Annotated in this window: 18 protein-coding genes; 6 read left to right on the top strand and 12 right to left on the bottom strand. The window is 72.4% G+C overall.

The window, feature by feature from the left end; genetic code table 11:
* Positions 1–128 precede the first annotated feature (128 nt).
* Complete coding sequence (locus KUM03_RS29960) at positions 129–1,028, bottom strand: lysylphosphatidylglycerol synthase domain-containing protein (RefSeq protein WP_217254067.1); 900 nt, start codon at positions 1,026–1,028, stop codon at positions 129–131.
* 237 nt (positions 1,029–1,265) lie between these two features.
* Between KUM03_RS29960 and KUM03_RS29955 the strand changes: the two genes are divergently transcribed.
* Positions 1,266–3,140, top strand: coding sequence for an ABC transporter ATP-binding protein (locus KUM03_RS29955; protein ID WP_217254066.1), 1,875 nt, complete (start codon positions 1,266–1,268; stop codon positions 3,138–3,140).
* 23 nt (positions 3,141–3,163) lie between these two features.
* Here KUM03_RS29955 and KUM03_RS29950 read toward each other — a convergent pair whose 3' ends face one another.
* The 9 genes from KUM03_RS29950 to dgoD all read right to left on the bottom strand — a co-directional run bounded on the left by KUM03_RS29950 (position 3,164) and on the right by dgoD (position 16,497).
* Entirely contained in the window at positions 3,164–4,951 is a 1,788-nt protein-coding gene (locus KUM03_RS29950; protein ID WP_217253442.1) for a SpoIIE family protein phosphatase, read from the bottom strand.
* 138 nt (positions 4,952–5,089) lie between these two features.
* Positions 5,090–6,091 (bottom strand): LacI family DNA-binding transcriptional regulator, encoded by a 1,002-nt coding sequence (locus KUM03_RS29945; protein WP_217253439.1) that lies wholly within the window; start codon positions 6,089–6,091, stop codon positions 5,090–5,092.
* A 74-nt stretch (positions 6,092–6,165) separates the two neighbouring features.
* Entirely contained in the window at positions 6,166–10,452 is a 4,287-nt protein-coding gene (locus KUM03_RS29940; protein ID WP_217253437.1) for a discoidin domain-containing protein, read from the bottom strand.
* Positions 10,453–10,693: 241 nt separating this feature from the next.
* A complete protein-coding gene (locus KUM03_RS29935; RefSeq protein WP_217253435.1) occupies positions 10,694–11,704 on the bottom strand; it encodes a LacI family DNA-binding transcriptional regulator in 1,011 nt (336 codons plus the stop codon).
* Between the two features lie 115 nt (positions 11,705–11,819).
* A complete protein-coding gene (locus tag KUM03_RS29930) occupies positions 11,820–12,848 on the bottom strand; it encodes an endonuclease/exonuclease/phosphatase family protein (RefSeq protein WP_217253432.1) in 1,029 nt (342 codons plus the stop codon).
* 59 nt (positions 12,849–12,907) lie between these two features.
* Entirely contained in the window at positions 12,908–13,621 is a 714-nt protein-coding gene (locus KUM03_RS29925; protein ID WP_217253431.1) for a FadR/GntR family transcriptional regulator, read from the bottom strand.
* Between the two features lie 67 nt (positions 13,622–13,688).
* Positions 13,689–14,642 carry a sugar kinase gene (locus tag KUM03_RS29920; protein WP_217253429.1) on the bottom strand — a complete coding sequence of 318 codons (954 nt, stop codon included), beginning with the start codon at positions 14,640–14,642 and terminating at the stop codon, positions 13,689–13,691.
* Positions 14,639–15,280 carry a bifunctional 4-hydroxy-2-oxoglutarate aldolase/2-dehydro-3-deoxy-phosphogluconate aldolase gene (locus KUM03_RS29915; RefSeq protein WP_217253425.1) on the bottom strand — a complete coding sequence of 214 codons (642 nt, stop codon included), beginning with the start codon at positions 15,278–15,280 and terminating at the stop codon, positions 14,639–14,641. Before KUM03_RS29915 ends, KUM03_RS29920 begins: the two co-directional genes overlap by 4 nt.
* Before the next feature lie 71 nt (positions 15,281–15,351).
* Positions 15,352–16,497, bottom strand: a complete 1,146-nt coding sequence (gene dgoD, locus KUM03_RS29910; protein WP_217253423.1) for a galactonate dehydratase — start codon at positions 16,495–16,497, stop codon at positions 15,352–15,354.
* Positions 16,498–16,671: 174 nt separating this feature from the next.
* Here dgoD and KUM03_RS29905 point away from each other — a divergent pair, with 174 nt between their 5' ends.
* Genes KUM03_RS29905 through KUM03_RS29885 form a run of 5 tightly spaced genes read left to right on the top strand, consistent with a single transcriptional unit; the run spans position 16,672 to position 21,474 of the window.
* Entirely contained in the window at positions 16,672–17,838 is a 1,167-nt protein-coding gene (locus KUM03_RS29905; RefSeq protein ID WP_217253421.1) for an FAD-binding oxidoreductase, read from the top strand.
* Complete coding sequence (locus tag KUM03_RS29900) at positions 17,835–18,095, top strand: (2Fe-2S)-binding protein (protein WP_217253419.1); 261 nt, start codon at positions 17,835–17,837, stop codon at positions 18,093–18,095. The genes KUM03_RS29905 and KUM03_RS29900 overlap by 4 nt, the downstream gene beginning before the upstream one ends.
* Entirely contained in the window at positions 18,088–19,578 is a 1,491-nt protein-coding gene (locus tag KUM03_RS29895; protein WP_217253416.1) for an NAD(P)/FAD-dependent oxidoreductase, read from the top strand. Before KUM03_RS29900 ends, KUM03_RS29895 begins: the two co-directional genes overlap by 8 nt.
* Positions 19,571–20,470, top strand: a complete 900-nt coding sequence (locus KUM03_RS29890; RefSeq protein ID WP_217253414.1) for a dihydrodipicolinate synthase family protein — start codon at positions 19,571–19,573, stop codon at positions 20,468–20,470. Before KUM03_RS29895 ends, KUM03_RS29890 begins: the two co-directional genes overlap by 8 nt.
* 2 nt (positions 20,471–20,472) lie before the next feature.
* Positions 20,473–21,474 (top strand): proline racemase family protein, encoded by a 1,002-nt coding sequence (locus tag KUM03_RS29885; protein WP_217253412.1) that lies wholly within the window; start codon positions 20,473–20,475, stop codon positions 21,472–21,474.
* 51 nt (positions 21,475–21,525) lie between these two features.
* Here the strand turns inward: KUM03_RS29885 and KUM03_RS29880 are convergent, their stop codons facing one another.
* The gene (locus tag KUM03_RS29880; RefSeq protein WP_374225403.1) at positions 21,526–23,796 is read right to left on the bottom strand and encodes a collagenase; all 2,271 of its coding nucleotides are present in this window, start codon (positions 23,794–23,796) and stop codon (positions 21,526–21,528) included.
* Between the two features lie 237 nt (positions 23,797–24,033).
* Positions 24,034–24,741 carry a GntR family transcriptional regulator gene (locus KUM03_RS29875; RefSeq protein WP_217253410.1) on the bottom strand — a complete coding sequence of 236 codons (708 nt, stop codon included), beginning with the start codon at positions 24,739–24,741 and terminating at the stop codon, positions 24,034–24,036.
* Positions 24,742–24,830 lie beyond the last annotated feature (89 nt).

Here is a 24,830-nt window from a genome sequence, read left to right as displayed (position 1 = left end):
GTCGGTTGGCATGACTGCCCCGGTCCGCAAGGCAGTTCGACCAGGGCGAGCGTTCATCCTGCCGCATTCCGGGCGGTGCTCCGTACCGCGCCGAGGGGCGGGAGCGTGGGGCGCCACGGTGGCCGGGTTCAGATCACCCGCATCCGTACCAGCGCCGCCAGCGTCAGCGCCCCCGGCAGCAACGGCAGCCAGACCGTCAGCAGCCGGAAGGCCAGCACCACCGCCGTGGCCACGGCCGCTGGCCCGCCCGCCGCCACCAGCGCCACGACCAGCGCCGCCTCGACCGAACCGATGCCGCCCGGCGTCGGCACCAGCGCGACCGCGACCGTCGCCGCCAGGTACGCCACCGCCATGTGCCCGACGGGCACGTCGAGCGCCAGCGACTTCCCCACCAGGACCAGCGCCGCCGTCTGGAGTGCCGGGAAGGCGAGCGCCCCGCCCCACAGCGCCAGCGCCCGCGCCGGGCGGGCGTGCACCGAACGAGCCTCCCCGAGCGCCGTCCGCAGGAACGACTCCACCGCCCCGCGCAGCCGCGGCACCAGCGCCAGTACGCCTGCCGCGACGACCGGCACCGCCCCCGCCGCGATCAGCAGCGGCCCCACGGCGCCGTCGGGGACGAGCGTGCCGAGCCGCAGCGCGCCGGGGAACGCGAGCAGCAGGGCGCCCAGCAGCGCGACCCGGCCGACGCTCTCCGCCAGCAGGTACAGGGCGAGGGCGGCCGAGGAGCGGGCGAGCGGCAGCCCGCACACCGCCATGAACCGCAGGTTGACCGCGCTCGCCCCCAGCCCCGTCGGCAGCAGGTGGTTGGCCGCGCCCGCCGCGAACTGCGTGGCCAGCAGCCGCCGCCGGGGCAGCCGCCGGACCACCGCACCCTGCCGGGTGCAGGCCGCCGCCACCCAGGTCAGACAGGTGGCGCAGGCCGCCGCCAGCAGCCAGGGCCACCGGGCCGTGCCGAGATGACCGAAGCCCTCCGCCAGCACCGACCGGTGCCGCACCGCGACCACGGCGACCAGCAGCAGCGGAAGCACGCAGCACACCCGCCGGACCAGCCGGGCACGGCCGTCCCGGCGGACGGGGGCGGGCACGGGCACGGGAACGGACTCCTGGGGGATCTCCACCGCTGTCACACCACAAGAGATTCCCCGAGCCGCGCCAACTACGGATGACCGACGCGCGGACGACGGTTTACGGACCGCGGGCGGCCGGCCCGCTCCCCGGCGCTTGACCTCAAGGAAACTCGAGGTTCTACCGTCACTCGCATGAGCATGGAGACCACAGCCTGGACCCAGCTGCACAGCGTCATGAACGCCGAGCAGGACCGCCGCCCCCTCGCCCGCGCGACGCTGCGCCGCATCGGCGCCTTCGCCCGCCCGCACCGCCGCCGTATCGCCCGGTTCGTCCTGCTCGGGGTGGTCACCGCACTCCTCGCCGTCGCCACTCCCGTGCTGGCCGGGCGCGTCGTGGACACGATCGTGTCGGGCGGCGACGAGGGCACGGTCGTCCGGCTCGCCCTGCTGATCGCGCTGATCGCGGTCGCCGAGGCGGGCCTCGGCATCCTCTCCCGGAGGCTGTCGGCCATGCTCGGGGAGGGACTCATCCTCGATCTGCGCACGGCTGTGTTCGATCATGTGCAGCGCATGCCGGTCGCGTTCTTCACACGCACTCGTACGGGCGCACTGGTCTCCCGTCTCAACAACGACGTCATCGGCGCCCAGCGCGCCTTCAGCAACACCCTCTCCGGCGTGGTGACCAACCTGGTCACACTGGTCCTCACCCTCGCCGTGATGCTCACCCTCTCCTGGCAGATCACCCTGCTCGCCCTGGTCCTGCTCCCCGTCTTCGTACTCCCCGCCCGGCGCATGGGCCGCCGCATGGCCCGCATGCAGCGCGAGGCCGCCACCCTGAACGCCGCCATGGGCACCCGCATGACCGAGCGCTTCTCCGCACCCGGCGCCACGCTGATCAAGCTGTTCGGCCGTCCCGAGGAGGAGTCGGCCGAGTTCGCCGACCGCGCCCGCCGCGTCGCCGACATCGGCGTGCGTACCGCCACCGCACAGGCGGCCTTCATCACCGCCCTCACCCTGGTCTCCGCCCTCGCCCTGGCCCTCGTCTACGGCCTCGGCGGCTTCTTCGCCCTGCGCGGCACCCTGGACGCGGGCGCCGTCGTCGCGCTGGCGCTGCTGCTCACCCGCATGTACGCGCCGCTCACCGCGCTCGCCGGGGCCCGCGTCGAGGTCATGAGCGCCCTCGTCAGCTTCGAGCGGGTCTTCGAGGTCCTGGACCTGACCCCGCTCATCGACGAGAAGCCCGACGCCGACCCGGTCCCCGACGGCCCGGTCGCCGTCGAGTTCGACGACGTCCGCTTCGGCTACCCCTCCGCCGACAAGGTCTCCCTGGCCTCCCTCGAAGAGGTCGCCTCACTGGACACCCGGGGCGGCGACGAGGTCCTGCACGGCCTCTCCTTCCGCGCCGAACCCGGCCAGACCATCGCCCTCGTCGGCTCCTCCGGCGCCGGCAAGTCCACCATCGCCCAGCTCCTGCCGCGCCTGTACGACACCGACGGCGGCACCGTGCGCATCGGCGGCGTCGACGTCCGCGACCTCAGCGCCCGCTCCCTGCGCGACACCGTCGGCATGGTCACCCAGGACGGCCACCTCTTCCACGACACCGTCCGCGCCAACCTGCTCCTGGCCCGGCCCGAGGCCTTGGACACCGAACTGTGGGACGCGCTGCGCCGCGCCCGCCTGACCGACCTCGTACGGTCCCTGCCCGACGGCCTCGACACCGTGGTCGGCGAGCGCGGCTACCGGCTCTCCGGCGGGGAGCGCCAGCGCATGACCATCGCCCGGCTGCTGCTGGCCCGCCAGCGCGTCGTCATCCTCGACGAGGCCACCGCCCACCTCGACAACACCTCCGAGGCGGCCGTCCAGGAGGCCCTGACCGAGGCCCTGGAGGGCAGGACCGCCGTGGTCATCGCGCACCGGCTGTCCACCGTCCGGGCGGCCGACCAGATCCTGGTGGTCGAGGCCGGCCGCATCGTGGAGCGCGGCACGCACGACGAACTCCTCACGGCCGGCGGCCGCTACGCCCAGCTCCACCGCACCCAGTTCGGGCGGCGGACGATGGAGAAGGCGGCATAACGGACGGGCGAGGGGCAAGGGGGCTACTGCCCGTGCGGCCGGGCGGCACCGGCCCGCACGGGCAGGTCCTGCTCGGCCCAGACCACCTTCCCCGACGGCGTACGGCACGAGCCCCAGCGCCGGCACAGCATGTTGATCAGCTGCAGACCGCGCCCGCTCTCGTCGCTCACGTCCGCGTGCTGGATCTGCGGCAGGTCCGGCCCGGAGTCGGAGACCTCCACCGACAGCCGCTCGTCCCGCAGCAGCCGCAGCTCGCCCGGGGCGTTCCCGTACCGCAGGGCGTTGCCCACCAGCTCGCTGACGACCAGCTCGGTGGTGTCGACCAGTTCCTCCAGTCCCCACTTCACCAACTGCTCGCGCACCGTCGTCCGCGCCTGTCCGGCAGCCTTGCCGTCCGGCGGCAGCGTCCGTACGAACACGTCACCGTCCGGACCCAGCGGACGGGCGCCCGCGACCAGGACGATCGCGTCGTCGGACCGGTCGCTCCCCACCCGCTCGGTGACCGCCCGGCACACCGCGCCGCCCTCGGGCACGGCGCCACCGGCCGCCTCGCGCAGCCGCTCCATCCGGTCGGCGAGCCCGGCGGTCCGCGACCTGATCAAGCCGTCCGTGTACAGCGTCAGGCGGCTCCCCCCGGGCGCGGGAACGTCCACCGGGTCGTACGGGATCACCCCGGCGCCCAGCGGCGCCCCGGCGGGCACGTCCAGATACGCGGCGGTTCCGTCGGCGCCGGTGAGCAGCGGCGGCGGATGACCGGCGCTGGCGATGCGGAAGGCGGAGCCGTACGGGTCGTAGACCGCGCACAGACAGGTGGCGTACTGGTCCTCCTCCAGGTCACGGGCGGCCAGGTCGAGCCGGGCCAGCAGCCGCTCGGGCGCGATGTCCAGCGCCATCAGAGTGCGGGCCACCGTGCGCAGCCGTCCCATGGTCGCGGCGGCCGCGAGCCCGCGCCCCATCACGTCGCCCACCATCAGCGCGGTGCGCCCGCTGGGCAGCGCGACCACGTCGAACCAGTCACCGCCCACGGCGGCCGGATCGGCGGCCGGGTCGTAGCACGAGGAGACCGCGAGCCCCGGAGTGCTCGGACTGGACCGGGGGAGCAGCGCGCGCTGGAGCGTGACCACGTGCTCGCGCTCCCTCCCGTAGAGCCGGGCGTTGTCGATGGACACGGCCGCCTTGGACGCCAGCTCCATGGCCAGCGCCACGTCGCCCTCGGTGAACGGCGCCCGGCTGCCGGCCCGGACGAAGTCCGCCAGCCCCAGCAGCACCCCGCGGGCGACGAGCGGAACCACCAGGTACGAGTGGACTCCCGCGCGCCGCATGACGTCGGCGGACTCGGCGGTCGGCGCGACGACGGCGTAGTCCGCCCGTGTCATCCGGGCGATCAGCACCGGTTCGCGCGTGGTCAGGCACTTGAGGCCCAGCCGGTCGGCGCTGTGCACGGACAGCTCGCCGACCGGGTCCGGCGCGAGGTCCAGGCCGTCGATCTCCGCCACCGCCATGGCCCTGAGCCGCGGGGGTTCGCTGCCTCGGACGCGGTCGCCGTCCTGGAACCGCAGCACGGTGTCCAGCAGGTCCACCGCGGAGCCGTCGGCCAGCTCCGGGACGGTGAACGCGGCCAGCTCCTCCGCCGTGCGCCGCAGGTCCAGCGTGGTGCCGATCCACGTACCGGCCTCGTTCAGCCAGGCCAGTCGGCGTCGCGCGCCCAGTGCCTCCGTCATCGGCCGCAGAGCTCCTCGCAGCGCCCGGCGCCCGCTGACGAGGGGTTTCGCAGGGCGGCGCACCTCGCGCCGCCACGGTCGCTCCCGCACGCGTCGCCTCCTCCCACGCCTCCTGCCCCGATTCTGCCTCGCCTGCGGACGGGCGGCGACGGCGGCGCCGCACATCTCAACCACCGCGGACAGGTGAACGCAATATCTCGCGCTGATCTCGAAATTGTTCGACAGTCGCTACTTGGCGGAGGCCTGTGCGGTGGAGCCGCGGACGACGAGTTCCGGTTCGAAGAGCAGCTCCCGGTGGGGGACTTCGGTGCCCTGGATCTGGGCGCAGAGGAGGTCGACGGCGGCGCGTCCCATGGCCTCGATGGGCTGGCGGACGGTGGTGAGCGGGGGTTCGGTGCAGGTCATGAAGGCGGAGTCGTCGTAGCCGACGACGGAGATGTCGTGGGGGACGGCCAGTCCGCGGCGGCGGGCGGCGCGTACGGCGCCGAGGGCGAGGGGGTCGCTGGCGCAGATGATGCCGGTGACGCCGCGGTCGACGAGGCGGGAGGCGGCTGCCTGGCCGCCCTCCAGCGAGAACATCGACCGCTCCACGAACTCCTCGGCCACCGAGCCGCCCGCGGCCTGTACGGCGGCCTGGAGCCGGCGCAGGGAGGGGATGTGGTCGCCCGGACCCAGCACCAGGCCGATGCGTTCGTGCCCGAGGGAGACCAGGTGCCGCCAGGACTGCTCGACGGCCACGGCGTCGTCGCAGGCGATGCAGGGGAAGTCGAGGTCCGGGATGGAGGCGTTGATAAGGACGACCGGGATGTTGCGCTCCGCGAGCAGCCGGTAGTGGTCGTGCGGGGCGTCGGCCTGTGCGAACAGCCCGCCGGCGAAGACGACCCCGGACACCTGCTGCTGGAGCAGCAACTCGACGTAGTCCGCCTCGGAGACGCCGCCCTTCGTCTGCGTGCACAGCACCGGCGTCAGTCCCTGCTGGGCCAGCGCGCCGCCGATGACCTCGGCGAACGCCGGGAAGATCGGGTTCTGCAGCTCGGGCAGGACCAGCCCCACCAGACGCGCCCGCTCGCCCCGCAGCTGGGTCGGCCGCTCGTAGCCCAGCACGTCCAACGCGCTCAGCACGGACTGCCGGGTCGCCTCGGAAACCCCCGGTTTGTCGTTGAGGACCCGGCTGACCGTGGCCTCGCTGACCCCAACCTTCTTCGCTACTTGAGCAAGTCGTCGCGTCACATACGCAAGACTAGCGCAAGTCTCGCAAGAGACTTGCGCCAGTCGTCTACCTGTCCGACAAGGTCAGGTCAGGTCTATGGGTTGCGGATGATCTTGAAGGTGGACGTCGTGTTCCTGATGTCCACGGCGTTGTCCTCGAGCGTCAGGTTGTTGAAGACGACCTCGCCGACCGCCGGGCCCTCCCCGGCCTCCGGCATCTCATTGGCCCACAGCCCGAAGCCGGACTTGGCGTCGAACGCGTCACCGCTCTTGCGCGCGCCGGAGATGGTGACGTCGGTGAAGATCGTGTCCTTGATCGGGTACTGCTGCTGACCTCCCACGTAGTCCGTCTGGAACATGATGCCGCTGTAGGTCGGGTCGACTATGTCCACGTTGTTGACCCGGATGCCCTGGAACACCTCGGACGCCGAGAACACCCAGATGCCCGGGAAGGTCTGGTTGCCCCAGAAGTGCCCGCCGGCCCGGACGATCGAGATGTTCTCGAAGGTCGTCGGATCGGTGCCGAAGCCGTTCATCGGGTAGCCGAAGTCCAGCGAGCTGATGGTGATGCCGGAGTAGACCAGGGTGTCGGCGATGTGGATGTTGCGGAAGGTGTTGTTGTAGCCGCCGTAGACGGCGAGCCCCGCCGCGCGCCAGGTCAGTGTCGACGTCAGGTTCTCGTAGAGGTTGTTCTTCATGTCCGCGCCGCCCGCGTCGATCGCCGAGAAGAGCGCGAAGCTGTCGTCACCGGTGGCCCGGGCGTCGTTGTTGGAGACGAGGTTGTCGGTCGAGCCGTTGGTCATGTTGACGGCGTCGGCGAACGTGTTGCGGATCCGGGAGTTCTTGATCGTGACCCGGTCCGTGTTGGCGCCCCAGTACAGGCACACCATGTGCTCGTTCCAGATGTTGTCGATCACGATGTCCGACACGTTGGAGAAGTCGAACACCTTGCCCGGCCCGTCGATGCGGGTCGTGTAGTTGCCGAAGTAGGCGAAGTTGGCGAACGACGAACCCTTCGCGCTCGCGTCGGCCCGGAAGCCGACGTCGGTGTTGTCCTGCGTCGAGGGTGCGTGGAACTGCGTGAACCACGGCCCCGCGCCGACCACCTGGACCGCCTTGCCGTACACCTGGAACTTGCTCGACGTCTGGTAGTCGCCGGGCGGCAGGTACACGCCGACGAGCTTGCCCGTGGAGTCCATGCGGACCCGGTCGAGGGCGTTCTGCACGTCCTGGTGCGAGAATCCGGCGGGCACCGCGTACGCCGCCGGGTCCGGGTTGGCCACCGGTGCGACCTGCTCCAGGTTGACGAAGTCGATCGCGTAGTCGGTGTTGTTCGCGGCGTCCTTCTGCAACCGGATCTTGCTTCCCGCCGGGACGGTCTCGCCCAGCATGATGTGCGCCTCGTCGTAGATGTGCCGCGGCGCGCCGCTCGGCGAGTTGCCGGGGGACGCCTCGGCGCCGTACAGCCAGGCGTACTTCGACGTGAGCGGCAGCGCCTTCTTCATGACGCCGTCGACGTAGACGTTGAGGGTGGAGTTCATGCCCCCGCCGCCCGGGGCGTCCGGGATCGAGAAGCGGGTCACCAGGGTGTTGGTCTCGGCCCGGGTGGTGAACTCGACGTACTCACCGGTCTCGTCGAGGTGCACGGCCTTGCGGCCGGACGCCTCTCCCGCGATGTCGCCGATGGTCCGGTTGGGACCGACCACCTCCGCACCGCCGCCGGCCGTGCCGTCCTCCGCCTCGTACATGTCGTACGGCATGTCGGCGCCGCGCCCGACGAACAGCGGCTGCGTGGCGGTGTTGTTCTCCCGCTTGACCGGCAGCTCGTTCGCGTCGGCTGCGACCTCGACCTTCAGGGTGTACGAGCCGTTGGCCGCCTTCCAGGTGCCGAGGCTCACCGCGGGGCTGGTCGAACCGGCGGCGATGACACCGTCGTGCGCGCCGGTCAGCGTCTTGACGGTGGCGCCCTTGGAGTCGAGGAGGTCGATCTTCACCTCGTGGCCGCCGCCCGCCGAGTCCTGGGTGCCCTGGTTCCTCAGCGCGACCTTGAAGGTCACGTCGTCACCGGCGGCCGGGCTGGAGGGGGACGTGGTGACCGCGGCGGCCACCAGGTCGGAGCTCTGGACCGGCTTCACCACCAGGGGCTCGGGCCGCGTATAGGTGTTGTTGGTCTCGTTCTGCTCGGTGATCTCGTCCGCCGAGTCGGCGACCGCGCTCAGCTCGTACGACCCGGCGTCGCGGGCTCCGACGGAGGCGTCGACCGTGGTCTGCGCACCCGCCTTCAGCGCGCCCACCTCGGCCGTGGCGACCTCGGTGTCGCCCAGGCGCACGGCGACCTCGCCCGCCGGGGCGTCGGCCGCACCGCTGTTGCGGACGGTGGCGGACACGGTGATCTCGTCCGACTCCACGGGCGAGGCGGGTGAGGTGGTCAGCTTCGTCACCTCCAGGTCGGGGTTGGGCGCGGGCGTGCCGATCACCTGGAACTCGGCGATCTGCCCGGCCGTCGCCCCGCTGTTGGCCGTGAAGCTGAGCCGCACGTCGGCGACCCGCTCACCGACCGGCACGGACACGCTGTTGCCGCCGCTCGCCGGGTCGAAGACGTAGTCCTTCGCGGCCACCAGGCTGCTGAACCCGGTCGCGTCCTGCTCGCGTCCGAGTACCTCGATCCGCTGGGTGCGCTTCGACCAGCTGGTGTCGGGGTTGAGCTTGAGGACGACGCGGTCGACGTCCGCGTTGGCGCCCAGCTTCAGGGTGAGCGTGTTCGGGTAGCTGCCCGCGGCGCCCTCCCAGTAGGTGGACGTGTTGTTGTCGTTGGCGTTCTCGGCGACGTAGGTGTGGATGACGGAGGAGGCGCTGATCGGCTTACCGACGGCCATGTTGGAGCCGTCCCCGCTGCCGGTGCGGGTCACGGAGTTGCTGTCGCCCGACTGGTTGCCGGCCGCGTCCTTCGCCCGCACGAAGTAGGTCACGTTCGCGGACGCGGGCTGGGTGTCGGTGTAGGTGGTCACATCACCGGCGACGCTCTTGCGAAGTTGGTTGTTGGCGTAGACGTCGTAGCCGGTGACGCCCTCGTTGTCGGTCGAGGCGTCCCAGGTCAGCTTGATCTGTCCGGCGGACGGCTCGGTGAGGGCGAGGTTCGCGGGCGCGGTGGGCGCCTGGGTGTCGCCGGTGTCCGCGCGGCGGGTCACGGAGTTGCTGTCGGCCGACTGGTTGCCGGCCGCGTCCTTGGCCCGCACGAAGTAGGTGACGGTCGTGCCGGCCGGCCGGGTGTCGGTGTACGTGGTGACGTCGCCCGCGACCGATGTCAGCAGGTCGCCGTCGGCGTAGATGTCGTAGCCGGTGACGGCCGTGTCGTCGGTGGCCGCGTCCCAGGTCAGCCTGATCTGACCGGTGGCTGGCTCGGTGAGGGCGAGGTTCGCCGGTGCGCTCGGGGCCCGGGTGTCACCGGTCGCCGGGCCGTAGACCTCCAGCTCGGAGACCTGGGCCGCCGGGTGGCCGGTGTTGGCCGTCACCAGGACGCGCACGTAGCGCGTGGTGGCGGCGTCGAAGGTGATGGTGGCGGACTGACCGCCCGCCGCGTCGAAGGCGTGGGCCTCGGCGGCGGTCAGGTCGGTGAAGTCCTTGCCGTTGTCGCTCGCCTGGACCTTCAGGGTCTGGCTGCGGTTCGGCCAGCCGTCCGGCAGCCGCAGCACGACGCGGTCGACGCGGCGGGAGGAGCCGAGGTCGGCCTGGAGCCACTGCGGCAGGGCGTTGTTGGCGCTCTCCCAGTAGGTGGCCTTGTTGGCGTCGTTGCCGTTGCCGGGGGTGTACTGCCCGGTGGAGCTGCTCGCCGTCAGCGTGCGTCCGGCGGCGAGGTTCGCGGACGACTCCCCGGCCGCGTGCACCTCCAGCTCGGAGAGCTGGGCCGCCTGCCACCCGCTGTTCGCGGTGACGTCGATCCGCACGTAGCGCGTCCGGGTGGCGGGGAAGCTCACGGCGACCGTGTTGCCCGACCCCGGGCTGAAGGTGTACTTGGCCGAGCTCTTCAGCGTGCTGAAGCTGGTGCCGTCCGCGCTGCCCTGCACGGAGAGCGTCTGGTCGCGGCTCTCCCAGCCGGCGGGCAGCCGCAGGACGACCTCGTCGATCCGCTCGGTGGCACCGAGGTCGGTCTGCACCCACTGGGGCAGGCTGCCGCCGCCGCTCTGCCAGTACGAACCCTGGTTCCCGTCGGTGATGTTGGCGGCGCCGTACTCGCCGTGCGAGCTGCTCGCCGCCGTGGGGTCCCCCACGGCGATGTTGGGGCCACCGGCTGCCGTGGCCGACAGCAGCGGACCTCCCAACGCCAGGAGACTGGTCGCGACCACCGTGCACAGGGCACGTGATCTCCAGTTCCGGATTCTCATCTGTCCCCGATCTCCGCCTCGGTTCTCTGTCATTTACGTTGAGCGCTCAGAGAGTTGCAGAGAATTGTTGAGTCGTCCACGGCTGGAGCAGTGGAAATTGGCACGCGTGTAACCGTGGTGAGCCCCGCGGGGCAGCAGAGGAAGCCGGAGCAAGCCCCGGATCAGGGGTTTTCACGGGCTACGTCGGACAGCCGCAAGCCGCTGTCAGCTACCGCAAGAACTTGCGGAGATAGTTGTGCCGCTACTCGGCGGAGGCCTGTGCGGTGGAGCCGCGGACGACGAGTTCCGGTTCGAAGAGCAGCTCTCCGTGCGGCACCTCGGTGCCCTGGATCTGGGCGCAGAGGAGGTCGACGGCGGCGCGTCCCATGGCCTCGATGGGCTGGCGGACGGTGGTGAGCGGGGGTTCGGTGCAGGTCATGAAGGCGGAGTCGTCGTAGCCGACGACGGAGATGTCGTGGGGGACGGCCAGTCCGCGGCGGCGGGCGGCGCGTACGGCGCCGAGGGCGAGGGGGTCGCTGGCGCAGATGATGCCGGTGACGCCGCGGTCGATGAGGCGGGAGGCGGCTGCCTGGCCGCCCTCCAGCGAGAACATCGACCGCTCCACGAACTCCTCGGGCAGCTCGGCGTTCATGGCGTCGGCCGCCTCCTGAGCGGCGGCCAGCTTCCGGCGCGAGGGGATGTGGTCCGAGGGGCCGAGGACCAGGCCGATGCGTTCGTGCCCGAGGGAGACCAGGTGCCGCCAGGACTGCTCGACGGCCACGGCGTCGTCGCAGGCGATGCAGGGGAAGTCGAGGTTGTCGATCGACGCGTTGATCAACACCACCGGGATGTTGCGCTCGGCGAGCAGCCGGTAGTGGTCGTGCGGGGCGTCGGCCTGTGCGAACAGCCCGCCGGCGAAGACGACGCCGGACACCTGCTGCTGGAGCAGCAACTCGACGTAGTCCGCCTCGGAGACGCCGCCCTTGGTCTGGGTGCAGAGCACCGGCGTCAGTCCCTGCTGGGCCAGCGCGCCGCCGATGACCTCGGCGAACGCCGGGAAGATCGGGTTCTGCAGCTCGGGCAGGACCAGCCCCACCAGACGCGCCCGCTCGCCCCGCAGCTGGGTCGGCCGCTCGTATCCGAGCACGTCCAACGCGCTCAGCACGGACTGCCGGGTCGCCTCGGAAACCCCGGGCTTGCCGTTGAGGACCCGGCTGACCGTGGCCTCGCTGACCCCAACCTTCTTCGCCACCTGAGCAAGTCGTCGCGTCACAACGAAAGGCTAACGCAAGCCCCGCAAGCGGCTTGCCCTCGTGCCGGATTGCGGCCGTTGCGCCCGGCAGGTGAAACGTGTGGGCGTATGTGCCTTCAGTTCAGCGTGATGCGCTTCAGTCCAGCGTGATCCGCGCGGCGACCGGGAGGTGGTCGCTGCCGGTGGCGGGCAGGGTGCGGATGTGGCCGACGGTCGCGGAGCGGGCCATGACCTGGTCGATCCGGGCCACCGGGAAAGCGGCGGGGAAGCTGAACGCGACGCCCCGCTCGGCGACGTCCAGTCGCGTGGTCAGCGGGTCGAGGGCGCGGTCGTCGACCGTGCCGTTGAGGTCGCCCAGCAGCACCACCCGGCGCAGCTCCTCGGCCGCGACGGCATCGCCCAGCAGCCCGGCGCTCTCGTCCCGCCAGGCCGATGCCAGGCCGCCCGCGCCGACGCGGACCGAGGGCAGGTGCGCGACGTACACCGCGATCTCGCCGTGCGGTGTGCGGGCCACCGTCCGCAGACCCCGGTTCCACTCCTCCGTGATGCCGGGCGGTTTGATGTCGAGTGGCCGGGCATCGGTGAGCGGGTGCTTCGACCAGAGTCCGACCGTGCCCTGGACCGTCCGGTACGGGTAGTCGGGGGCCAGGGTCCGCGCGTACACGTCGAGGGTCGGGGGCACCAGCTCCTGGAGGGCGATGAGGTCGGGTTCCGCGCCGGCCAGGGCACGGGCGGTGCCCGCGGGGTCGTCGTTCTCGTCGCTGACGTTGTGCTGGACCACGACCAGGTCGTCGGCGCCGGGCTCCGGCGCGGGCAGCAGCAGTGGCCCGAAGAGGTACGTCCAGGCCGCGACCGGCAGCAGGAGGGCCACCAGCGCGAGCACCGACCGGCGTATCAGCGCCAGGACGAGCAGCACCACGACCACCGCACCGAGCCACGGCAGGAACGTCTCCAGCAGACTGCCCAGCCCGAGCGCCGCGTTGGGGACCGCGCCGTGGAACACGAGCAGGACCGCCGTCAGCGCGGCGGCCGCCGCGATCACCCGGCCCCGCGACCGGGCCGGCCGGCCCCCTACCCGGGACGCCCGTCTCCGCACCCGTGCCGTCAGGGCCCGTGCCCGCGCCACCGGTCCCGGTCGCGGCCGTGCCTCCGCCTGCTCCACCATGTCTTCCGTCCAGTCGTCCTCTGCCCGTCAGGACGAGTCACCCAGTGGATCAGTTCCCGTCAGGTGTCGTGCCGCGGGCCGCGCGTGAGGTGGTCGTGGTCCGCCGCGGCCTTGGCGAGCAGGGCCAGCATCGCGGACTCGGCCCGCGCCGGGTCCCGGTCCCGCACGGCGTCCAGGACCGCGCGGTGGCTCGGGACCGGGTCGTCGGCGTCCTCGTGGGCGTGGACCAGCCGGTCGCGTTCCCTGAGCCCCGGTTCCAGGAGCAGGTCCATCCTGCGCAGCAGCTCGTTGCCGGTGGCGGCGAGCAGGGCCCGGTGGAAGGCGGCGTCCGCCTCGGCGGCGGCGGCGGGGCCCAGGCCGGTCCGCCCCATGGCGTCGAGGGCGCTCTCCAGGGCCGCCAGGTCGGCGTCCGTACGGTGCAGGGCGGCCCGGCGCGCGGCGGCGGGCTCGACGACGGATCGTACGTCGGCGAGGTCGCGCAGCAGCGGACCGGCGTCGCCGGTCTCCATCCGCCAGCGGATCACGTCGGCGTCGAGGAGGTTCCAGTGGGCGCGCTCCCGGACGAAGGTGCCGCGCTTCTGCCGGGCGTCGGTCAGTCCCTTGCCCGCGAGCACTTTCAGCGCCTCCCGCATCACCGTCAGACTCACGTCCAGCTCCGCCCCGAGCGCGCCGATGTCGAGGATCTCGCCCTCGGCGATCTCGCCGCCCACGATGCGTGCGCCCAGCCGGTGCACCACCTGTCCGTGCACGCCGCGGCCCGAGTAGGACGCCATGTGGTTCTCCTGAGGGTGACTCGTCGGTGGAGCGGCTCACGGGGTCGCTCGCCGGGACTCGGTGCGCTCAGCGTATGGCGCCGCCCGGCGGGGCGTTGAGCACGGCCAGTTCGTCGCGGTGCGGCAGGCCCTCCCAGTCGCCCCGGGCGGCGACCGCGAAGGCGCCGGTGGTGACCGCACGACCCAGGCGGTCGGCCGGTGCGAGCCCGTCCAGCAGACCCGAGAGGTAACCGGCGCAGAAGGCGTCCCCGGCGCCGACCGTGTCCACCACCGGCACGCGCGGCGCGGGCTGCTCCAGACGGTGCCCGTCGGCGCGGTACAGTCCGGCACCGTCGCCGCCCCGTTTGACGACCACTTCGCGCACTCCGGCGGCCAGTGCCTGGGCCACCCGCCCGGCTTCGTCGGTGTCGTCGTCCCCGGCGATCAGGGGCAGTTCGTCGTCGGAGGCGATCACGACGTCGATGCCGCCGCGCAGCCGGCGCAGGACGGCCGCCGCTTCCTCGGCGCTCCACAGCCGGGCCCGGTGATTGACGTCCAGCACCACCGTCCAGCCGTGCGCGCGTGCGTGGGCGACCGCCTCGGTCACCGTCGCGAGCGGGCCGGGTCCCAGCGCACAGGTGATGCCGGTGACGTGCAGGACGCGGGCGCCCTCGGCCAGGGCGGGGGTCAGGTGCTCGGGCCGCTGCCGGGAGGCGGCGGACCCGGTGCGCCAGTAGTGCACGCGGGCCACGTCGCCGACGAGGCGTTCCCGCATCAGGGCACCTGTCGGTGCCTCGGGGTCGGTGGTGGCGTGCCGTACGTCGACGCCCTCGCCGCGCAGGGTCCGCAGGGCCAGACGGGCCGGTTCGTCCGCGCCCAGGCGGCCCGCCCAGGCGACGCGGTGGCCGAGGCGGGCCAGTCCGACGGCGACGTTCGACTCGGCGCCGGCCACCGTGGTGCGGGCCGGTGCCCCGGTGCTCAGCGGGCCTTCGGTCTGCAGGGACAGCATCGTCTCGCCGAAGGTCAGGACGTCGGCCGTCATGCGGCGCCCTCCGCCCGGCACACCGAACGGAACCGGCGGGCCCGCTCGCGCAGCCCGTCCAGGTCACCACCGTGCGCGGCGTCGCCGACCAGGGGCGACCCGACACCGACCGCGAGGGCACCCGCCGCGAAGTACTCCGGCACGAGGTCCGCGTCCACCCCGCCGACCGGCACCAACGGCATGTCGGGGAACGGGTCCTTGAGGGCCCGGAGATAGGCCGGTCCGCCCAGCGAGGCGGGGAAGAGCTTGACCGCGGTGGCGCCCGCGGCCATGACGGCGACCGCCTCCGTGGGGGTCAGGGCGCCCGCCACCACGGGCACGCCCTGCCGCGCCGCGGCGGCGACCACGTCACCGCCGGACGGGGTGACCACCCACGTGGCGCCGGCGTCCAGGGCCCGTCGCAGATCGCCGGGCGTGACGACCGTGCCGGCGCCGACGAACGCGTCCGCGCCGACCTCGCGGACGGCCCTGGCGATCACGCCGCAGGCGTCCTCGGTGTTGAGGGAGACCTCGACGAGGCCGACGCCTTCCTCGACGAGTGCGAGCACGGTGCGCAGGGCGGCGTCCGCCGAGCGTCCGCGCACGATGGCGGCGAGCCGGTCGCGGCCCAGCCGGGTGGTGAAGTCGGTGAGTTCCATGGAGGGGCTCCGGTGCGAGTTGTCGGCTGCGGGCACGGTCACTGGGGCGGTACGACGTCCGGCGGGGTTGCTCACCACTCGGCGAACGAGCCGTCCGGATGCCGCCACACGGGCCCCCGCCAGGCCGGGACGCTGCCGTCGGCCGCCCGTACGGCACGCTCGTCGACCTCGATGCCGAGGCCCGGCGCGGTGGGCCGCAGGAAGCACCCGTCGTGGAAGCGGAACACCTCCGGGTCGACGACGTAGTCGAGGACCTCGGCACCCCGGTTGTAGTGGATGCCGATGCTCTGCTCCTGGATGAGGAAGTTGGGGGTGCTGAAGGCGATCTGCAGGCTGGACGCCAGGGAGACCGGGCCGAGGGGGCAGTGCGGTGCGACCGGGACGTCGAAGGTCTCCGCGAGCGCGGCGATGCGGCGCACCTCGGAGATCCCGCCCGCGTGGGAGAGATCGGGTTGCAGGACGGCGATCCCGGCCTGGAGGGCGGGCAGCACGTCGGTGCGGGAGTACAGGCGCTCGCCCGTGGCGAGGGGCACCGGTGAGGCGGTCACCAGGTCACCCAGCAGGTGGGTGTACTCCGGCAGCGTCGTCTCCTCGGCGAAGAGCGGGTTGAAGGGCGCCAGCCGCGGCAGCACCTTGCGTGCGTTGGCCACCGTGAAACGCCCGTGGAAGTCGACCGCGAAGTCCCGGTCGGGTCCCAGTACTTCCCGTGCCGCGGCGGCGCGCCCCACCAGGTCGTCGATGTCGCGGGTCGTCGCCAGCCGGTTCATCCTGCCGCACGCGTTCATCTTGACCGCCGTGAAGCCGGCCTCCACCTGTGCGGCGACGGCGTCCGCCACCTCGGCGGGCTCGTCGCCGCCCACCCAGCTGTAGGCGCGCACGCGGTCGCGCACCGGGCCGCCGAGCAGTACGTGGACGGGGACGCCGAACCTCTTGCCCGCGATGTCCCACAAGGCCTGGTCGAGTCCCGCGACGGCGCTGGAGAGCACCGGGCCGCCCCGGTAGAAGGAGCCCTTCGTCATCACCTGCCAGTGGTCCTCGATGCGCGACGGGTCCTGGCCGATGAGCAGTTCGGCCAGTTCGTGCACCGCGGTGCGTACGGTCGCCGCCCGCCCCTCGACGACGGGCTCGCCCCAGCCGACGACGCCCTCGTCGGTCTCCACCCGGCACAGCAGCCATCGGGGCGGCACGGCGAAGGTCTCGATGCGGGTGATCTTCAAGGGGGGCCTCCCGGCTCGGCTCACGGACCAGCGTCCAAATTAAATATGAATTTATGAATCATGCAAGGCTCTCCGGTCACTCCCGGACGCTGACGAGCCGTTGTGTTCCAGGAGGCCGGATGTATAGCCTGAGCGACGAGCGATGGCATGTGACATTTTACTGAGGAGGGGTCGATGGCCCTGAAGGTCGTCGTCGTGGGCGGGGGCGTGATCGGTGCCGCATGCGCCTTCCACGCCGCTTCGGCGGGCCTGGACGTCACGGTCGTCGACCGCGGGCCCGTCGGTGCCGGGACCACGAGCCGCGGCGAGGGCAACGTCCTGCTCTCCGACAAGGAACCGGGACCCGAACTCGACCTGGCCCGCCTGAGCCGCACGCTGTGGGACGAGGCCGGGAACGAACTCGGGGCGGACTCCTTCGAACTGGAGCCCAAGGGAGGCCTGGTCGTCGCGAGTACGGCCGAAGGGCTCGCGGCGCTCGGCGAGTTCGCCGCCCGGCAGGCGGCGGCAGGGGTGCGCGTCGAGCCGGTCGACCGCGTCCGCGAACTCGAACCCCACCTCGCCCCGGGCATCCCCGGCGGCGTCCACTACCCGCAGGACGCCCAGGTGCAGCCCGTGCTGGCGGCGGCGGCCCTGCTGCGCGCGGCCGTGGAGCGCGGAGCCCGCACCCGGACGGCCGAGGTCGCCACCGCGGTCACCGGCCGCGACGGCGAGGTCACCGGTGTCCGGACGGCGGCCGGTGACCTGCTGCCCGCCGACGCCGTCGTCAACGCCGCCGGCACCTGGGGCGGCGAGGTCGGCCGCCGGCTCGGCGCGCCCGTGGAGGTGCTGCCGCGCCGGGGCTTCGTCCTCGTGACCGAACCGCTGCCGCCGATGGTCCGGCACAAGGTGTACTCCGCCGACTACGTCGCGAACGTCGCCTCCTCGGACGCCGGCCTGGAGACCTCGTGCGTCGTCGAGGGAACCCGCGGCGGCACCGTCCTCATCGGCGCCAGTCGCGAACGCGTCGGCTTCGACACGACGCTGAACCCCGCCGTCGTCACCCGCCTCGCCGCACAGGCGTGCGCGCTCTTCCCCTTCCTGCGGGACACCCACCTGATCCGGACCTACCGGGGATTCAGGCCGTACTGCCCGGACCACCTGCCGGTCGTCGGCCCGGACCCGCGCGTCCCGGGCGTCGTCCACGCCTGCGGTCACGAGGGCGCCGGCATCGGACTGGCACCCGCGACCGGTGCCCTGGTGACGGCCCATCTGCTCGGCCGCCCCTGGCGGGGAGCCGACCCGGCAGCGCACACCGGACTGCTGCCCGACCGCTTCCTCACCCCGAAAGGTGCTGCCCAGTGAGCCGGATCAGCGTCGACGGCGAACCGCTGGGGTTCGTCGAGGGACAGACCGTCGCCGCGGCCCTCGTGGCCGCGGGCCGCCTCGCCTGGCGCACCACCCGCGTCGGACGCCGTCCCCGCGGCGTCTTCTGCGGGATCGGCGTCTGCTTCGACTGCCTGGTGACCGTCGACGGAGTGGGCGGGCAGCGGGCCTGCCTGATACCGGCCCGCGCGGGCATGACCGTCACGACACAGACACAGGAGAACGGCGATGAGTGAGACGGCGGACCTCGTCGTGGTGGGAGCGGGGCCGGCCGGCCTGGCCGCGGCGGCCACTGCCCTGACCGGGGGCCTGCACGTCACCCTCGTCGACTCGGGCGGCGCCGTGGGCGGCCAGTACTGGCGGCACCCGCCGGATCACGCACGACAGGCGATCCCGACCGCCGGCCTCCACCACGGGCTGCGCGAGTACCGCGCCCTGCGCCGGGCGTTGTCGGCGGCCGGTGCGCGAGGCCGGCTCGACCTGCGCCTGGCCCACCACGTCTGGTCCGTGACCCGCGACGGCGACGGCGACGGCGACGGCTTCACGGTGCACGCCGTCGACCGGCGCCGAGCGCCCCAGGAGACCGCCGTGGTCCTGCGCGCGCCACGCCTGCTGGTGGCGACCGGGGCCTACGACCGTCAACTGCCCTTCCCCGGCTGGGACCTGCCCGGTGTGCTCACCGTCGGCGGCCTGCAGGCGCTGCTCAAGGGCGGCGGAGTGGTGGCGGGCAGCCGCGTGGCCCTGGGCGGCACCGGCCCGTTCCTGCTGCCGGTGGCCGCCGCACTCGCGGCCCGCGGCGCCGAAGTGGTCGCCGTGTGCGAGGCCGCCGACCCGCGGGCCTGGCTGCGGTCGCCCGGTCCGCTGCTGCGCAACCCCGCCAAGTGGGCCGAAGGGGCACGGTACGGCGCCGCGCTCGCCCGCCACCGCGTCCGGATCCGCCCGCGCACGGCGATCGTCGCCGCCGAGGGCACCGACCGCGTCTCCTCGGTCCGGATCGCCTCCCTGGCACCGGACGGCAGCCCCCGCCCGGGCACGGAACGACGCGTCGAGGTCGACGCCGTGGGCGTCGGGTGGGGCTTCGCACCCCAGCTCGACCTGCTCGTCCCGCTCGTCCCGCTCGGCTGCGACCTCACCGACTCCGGCGACGGCAACGCGGTCGTCGCCGTCGACGCCGGGCAGCGCACCACCGTGCCCGGGCTCTACGCGGCGGGCGAGGTGTGCGGGGTGGGCGGAGCGCGCCTGTCGCTCGCCGAGGGCCGCCTCGCCGCCGAGTCGGTCCTCACCGACGGGGGAGCCGCCCCCGTCCTGGGGAGGAAGCGCCTGGCCGCGGTGCGCGCCACGGTGACCGGGCAGCGAGCCTTCGCCCGGGCCATGGGCCGGGCCCACCCGATCCCGCCGGCCTGGTCCCGGTGGCTGACCGACGACACCGTCGTGTGCCGGTGCGAGGAGGTGACCGCGGGCGCGGTCCGCGCCGCCCGCGCCGACGGCGGGGCCCACGACCACCGGCAGGTCAAACAACTGACCCGGGCCGGCATGGGGTGGTGCCAGGGCCGGATCTGCGGGCCCGCGGTGCACTGCCTCGTGGCGCCGCACCAGGCCTACACACCCACCGAACGGCTCATCGCGACCCCCGTCACCCTCGGCGCCCTCGCCGACCTGGACCACGCCGGTGAGAACACAGAAGCAACAGACGGAACAGAAGGAGCAGCACATGAGTGAGCAGCACCGCAAGCCCTGGCACGGCGTCATCGTCGCCACGAGCCTGCCCTTCAACGCCGATCTCACGGTCGACTACGGCGCCTACGCGCAGAGTGTCGCCCGGCTCGCCGAGGAGGGACTGCACGGAGTCGCGCCGAACGGCTCGCTCGGCGAGTACCAGACACTGACGTACGACGAGCGCGACCGCGTCGTCGAGACGGCCCTCGCCGCCGCCCCCGAAGGATTCACCGTCATGCCGGGCGTCGGCGCCTACGGCGGTGCGGAGGCCAGGCGGCACGCCGAGTTCGCCAAGGACGCGGGCTGCCAGGCGGTCATGTGCCTGCCGCCCAACTCCTACCGCGCCGACGACCGCGCGGTCCTCGAACACTTCGAGCTGGTCGCCTCGGCCGGCCTCCCCGTCACCGCGTACAACAACCCCATCGACACCAAGGTCGACCTGCGCCCCGAACTGCTCGCCAAACTGCACGCCGAGGGGTTCATCGTCGGCGTCAAGGAGTTCTCCGGCGACGTCCGGCGCTGCTACGAGATCTCCGAACTGGCCCCCGGCCTCGACCTCATGATCGGCACCGACGACACGGTCCTGGAGGTCGGCATCGCCGGCGCCAAGGGCTGGGTCGCCGGATACCCGCAGGTCTTCCCCCGCGCCTGCCTCGCACTGTACGAGGCCTCGCTCGCCGGTGACCTGGACACCGCCCTGCCGCTCTACCGGCAACTGCACCCGGTCCTGCGCTGGGACAGCAGGACGGAGTTCGTCCAGGCCATCAAGCTCGGCCAGGACATGACCGGCCGGCGCGGCGGCACGTGCCGGCCGCCGAGGCAGCCGCTCACCCCGCAGACGGAGGCCGCCGTGCGCGCCACCACCCAGGCCCTCATCGACGCCGGGGTCAACTGACGATGCGTTCGAAGGTCTGCTACCACGCCGTCGACTCCCACACCGAGGGCATGCCGACCCGCGTGATCACGGGCGGTGTCGGTGTACTCCCCGGGGCGACGATGTTCGAGCGACGGCAGCGTTTCGTCGCGGAACGCGACCACCTGCGCACCCTGCTCATGTGCGAACCGCGCGGCCACGCCTCGATGTCCGGCGCGATCCTCCAGCCCCCGACCCGCCCGGACGCCGACTTCGGCGTCCTCTACATCGAGGTCTCCGGCTGCCTGCCGATGTGCGGACACGGCACGATCGGCGTCGCCACCGTCCTCGTCGAGACGGGCATGGTCGAGGCCGTCGAACCGGAGACAGTCGTACGACTCGACACACCCGCCGGACTGGTCACGGCCCGGGTCCGGGTGCGCGACGGCCACGCCGAATCGGTGACCCTGGAGAACGTCGCCTCGTACTGCCACGCCCTCGACCAGGTCGTCGACGTCGACGGGTACGGGCCGGTGCGCTACGACATCGCCTACGGCGGCAACTTCTACGCCTTCGTCCGGCTGGAGGACCTCAAGATCCCGTTCGAACGGGCGGAGAAACAGCGCATGCTCGACGCCGGGCTGGCCATCATGGACGCGATCAACACGCAGAACCCGGTGGCCCACCCGGAGAACCCCGGGATCGACGTGTGCCACCACGTCTACCTGGAAGCGCCCGGATCGACCGCGGAGCACTCCCGGCACGCCATGGCGATCCATCCCGGGTGGTTCGACCGTTCGCCCTGCGGCACGGGCACCAGCGCGCGCATGGCGCAACTACACGCCCGCGGTCTGCTGCCGGCCGGCCGGGACTTCGTCAACGAGTCGTTCATCGGCTCCCGCTTCGTCGGCCGCGTCCTCGGCGAGACGACGGTCGGGGACCGCCCGGCCGTCCTCCCGTCGGTCACCGGACGCGCCTGGATCACCGGAACCGCCCAGTACCTGCTCGACCCGTCGGACCCCTACCCGGCGGGCTTCACCCTTTGAGCGACCTCGCTCCGCCTCCCGCGCACCGGTGCGCGGGAGGCGGAGCCGCGGTCAGTACCGGGTGGCCACGGTGACGCCGGAGAAGCTCTCCGCCCCGTGCAGGGTGACGTAGTGGTAGCCGGCCGGGGGATCGGTGACGGTCAGGGTGTGGCTGTTGCCCGCACCGGTCGAGCTGCTGGTGTGGCTGGTGCTGGTGGCCCAGCCGCTGTCGCTGTAGTACAGGTCGGCGTCACCCGTGCCGCCGGAGACGGTGATCTCCAGCTGGTGCACGCCGGACGGGAGGTACAGGTACAGGTAGTCGTCGGCCCCCGCGGCGCCGGACCGGTTGCCGCGCCGGCAGTCGCGGTCGAGGGCCCGGGTGTCCGGCGCGGCGCACTCGGTCACGGAGCCGCAGTCGCCCGCGGCGCAGCCGGCGAGCCAGGTGTACCAGTCGGCGTCGTACCGCGTCCCGATGGTGCGGGTGAGGTGGTCGCGCGCCGCGTTCCAGTCGCCGGAGCGGTAGTGGCCGAGCACCGTCGCCATGTCGGCGGGGTGCCTCTCCAGCATGTACCGGACGGCGAGGTAGCCCCAGCGGTAGACGCGCGTCGTGTCGTGGCCGTAGGTGGTGTCGAACAGGGTGCTCAGGGCGTAGGTGCCTTTGCCGGCCTCCGCCATCGCCTCGTCGTAGACGACGCCGCGGTAGGAGTAGGAGAGGTACTCCGCGAAGCCCTCGATCCACCAGATGGTCGGGGTGGCGACGTTGGCGTCGAAGTCGCCGTACATGTCGAACCGGCCGTCGAGGTAGTGGGTGTACTCGTGGTTGAGGTTCCAGATCCGGAAGTCCGGGCGCAGCCACTCGGCCTCGTAGGCGATGAAGCGGGCCTGGTTGCCGACGGCACCCGGATCGCCCTCCAGGTACATGCCGCCGTTGTTGGTGTCGATGCCGTACATGGCACCGGCGTAGGTCTGGTAGTCGGTGCTGGAGTCGAAGACCACGACCTCGATGGTGTCGTTGCGGTCGCCGGCGACGGGACCGTCGTCCTTGACGGCCTCGTGGAAGTGGGCGTCCTGCTCGCGCAGGCTCGTGCAGCTCGCGGACAGCTCGCCCGAGGTCATCTGCTGCGCCCTGATGGTGATGGTCGGGCCGCAGACGTGGGTGACCGGCAGTACGGCCCGCGCCAGTCGCGCCTGGAGGTCGCACGTGCCGTAGTACGAGCAGTTGGACTTGTCGTAGTAGTCCGTCATCTCGGCGACGCCGACCCACAGCGGCGCCGTGGCGCCCGTGATCGAGCTCGCGTCGAGCAGGCCGGACGCCAGCGGGCGGACCTCGGCGCGCAGCGCGGAGTGCTGCAGGAACCTGCCGAGTTCACGCCCGGCGTTCGACGTGAGGTAGGACTGGCCGGTCCCGAGGAGCGCGAGGTGGTCGGAGGCGAAGCGGTACAGCGAGTCGAGCAGGCCGGGGTCCGCCCGCACGGCCGTCACGAACTCGGGCACCTGGTGGCCGCGGAACGTCACGGTGTACACGTTGTTGACGGCGTTGAGCATCGGCCGGGACGTGTTCCACGACGCGTCGTAGTCCGCCAGCAGCCGCCGCAGCACAGGGATGTAGCGGGCGTTCTCCTCGGCGCTGTCGATGAGGGTGACGGCCTCGGCGAGGGTCTCGCCGTTGGCGTCGGTGACGTCCCGGGAGCGAGGACTGGCGAAGAAGGCGTCCAGGCCCGAGCGGATCGCGGTCCGCAGCGCGTCGCCGTACGCGCCCACGGCGTCCGGGTTGTAGTACTGGACGTAGTAGCCGGCCCGCAAATAGAGCACGAGCTGCGGCATTCCGGTGGTGGAGTCGCCGGGATAGGAGGCCGAACCGTCGCGGACCGCGTACGCGACGGAGGCCATCTGGGCTTCCCGGAAGGCGCCGTGGGCGTCGCTCCCGGTCAGCTCGAACAGGGTGTTGACGCAGTCGGTCGTGGAGGCCTTGATCTGCCGGACCAGCGCGCTGCCGGTGCGGCCGGTGAAGTCGGAGGCGTCGCAGGCGGCGGCGACATCGGCGGGCTTCTTCGAGCTCTGCGTCCCGCCGTCCTGCCGGAGCGCGTCCTTGCTCGCCGCCAACGGCGGTATGCGGGACGGCTCCTGCCGCCCCTTGCCGACGTGTGCGCTGTCGGCGGTGGCGGTCTGTGGCGTGGGCGCCGGACCGGTGTCCTGCCCGCCGGGCGCCGCGGTGCGCGCGGCCGGTGCGGACGTACCGGGCAGGGCGGCGGCCGGTTGTGCGAGCAGGCCGGCGCCCATGGTCCACGCCAGGGCCAGAGGCAGCACCGCGCCCAGACCTCGGCGCACGAACGTGGTTCTCACTGAGCCTCCCATGAGGGGATGGGGCCACGCGACGGGCGTGGCCGATGGGATGGAACAGGTCGGGGAGTCAGGGAACGGGTCATGCGCCTCGGCTGAGAGAAGAGCCGGCGGATCGCTTGGCATGACCACGACTTAACCTGTGACATGTACCATTGCACAGGTGACATGACTTGGGGAAGGCATCGGACGGAACTCAGGGTTTCCCTGGTGGGCCGGGGGAGTGACCCGTGGGCGGAGCTACCGGTCGCCGGCCCGAAGCGTCTGCTCGCCGCCCTCCGCACCGTCCGCGCCGTCGGCCCACAGGGTGCGGATGTGCGAGAGGTGGCGACGCATGCACTCCTCCGCCTCCTGCGCGCGGCCGGCCACGATCAGGTCGAGGAGTTCGATGTGCTCCCGTGCCGAGGCCACCAGGCGCCCCGACTCGTTGAGGTCGCCCAGCCCGTACAGGCGCGAGCGCTTGCGCAGGTCGGCCACCACCTCGACCAGACGCTGGTTCCCGGCGAGCGACAGCAGTTCGAGGTGGAAGCGGTGGTCGGCTTCCAGGTACTTGAGGACGTCGTGCTCCTGAGCAGACGTCACGATCTGCCGCGCGAGCGGGCGCAGCTCCTCCAACCGCTCGGCCGGCACCGTCCGGGCGACCCGGCCCACGGTGGGAACCTCGATGAGGGTACGGATGTCCGTGAACTCGTCGAGGTCCCGGTCGGTCATCTCGGTGATGCGGAACCCCTTGTTGCGGACCGCTTCCACCAGGCCCTCCCGGGCCAGGTCCAGCATCGCCTCGCGGACCGGGGTGGCGGAGACGCCCAGTTCCGCCGCGAGCGTCGGGGCGGAGTAGACGACGCCGGGGCGCAGTTCACCGGCGATGAGCGCGGCCCGGAGAGCGTCGGCCACCTGATCGCGCAGATGCGTCTGGACCGAGATCACCTGCGATGTGAGATGAGGCATGTGCGCTCCTCCGAGCCCTCGGTCCGATCACCTCCCACTATACAATGTCACGTTGCTCTGAAATGGGGACGAACAGGGCGGCGGACCGG

It is taken from the genome of Streptomyces sp. AC602_WCS936 (genome assembly GCF_019049125.1).
Lineage (GTDB): Bacteria > Actinomycetota > Actinomycetes > Streptomycetales > Streptomycetaceae > Streptomyces.
This window is presented reverse-complemented; position numbering and strand designations above follow the sequence as displayed.

Excerpts from the sequence above, each read along its gene's own strand:
- KUM03_RS29955 (WP_217254066.1), top strand. The coding sequence starts at position 1,266 with ATGGAGACCACAGCCTGGACCCAGCTGCACAGCGTCATGAACGCCGAG.
- KUM03_RS29940 (WP_217253437.1), bottom strand. The coding sequence starts at position 10,452 with ATGAGAATCCGGAACTGGAGATCACGTGCCCTGTGCACGGTGGTCGCG.
- KUM03_RS29930 (WP_217253432.1), bottom strand. The coding sequence starts at position 12,848 with ATGGTGGAGCAGGCGGAGGCACGGCCGCGACCGGGACCGGTGGCGCGG.
- KUM03_RS29925 (WP_217253431.1), bottom strand. The coding sequence starts at position 13,621 with ATGGCGTCCTACTCGGGCCGCGGCGTGCACGGACAGGTGGTGCACCGG.
- KUM03_RS29920 (WP_217253429.1), bottom strand. The coding sequence starts at position 14,642 with ATGACGGCCGACGTCCTGACCTTCGGCGAGACGATGCTGTCCCTGCAG.
- KUM03_RS29915 (WP_217253425.1), bottom strand. The coding sequence starts at position 15,280 with ATGGAACTCACCGACTTCACCACCCGGCTGGGCCGCGACCGGCTCGCC.
- KUM03_RS29905 (WP_217253421.1), top strand. The coding sequence starts at position 16,672 with ATGGCCCTGAAGGTCGTCGTCGTGGGCGGGGGCGTGATCGGTGCCGCA.
- KUM03_RS29895 (WP_217253416.1), top strand. The coding sequence starts at position 18,088 with ATGAGTGAGACGGCGGACCTCGTCGTGGTGGGAGCGGGGCCGGCCGGC.
- KUM03_RS29890 (WP_217253414.1), top strand. The coding sequence starts at position 19,571 with ATGAGTGAGCAGCACCGCAAGCCCTGGCACGGCGTCATCGTCGCCACG.
- KUM03_RS29885 (WP_217253412.1), top strand. The coding sequence starts at position 20,473 with ATGCGTTCGAAGGTCTGCTACCACGCCGTCGACTCCCACACCGAGGGC.
- KUM03_RS29875 (WP_217253410.1), bottom strand. The coding sequence starts at position 24,741 with ATGCCTCATCTCACATCGCAGGTGATCTCGGTCCAGACGCATCTGCGC.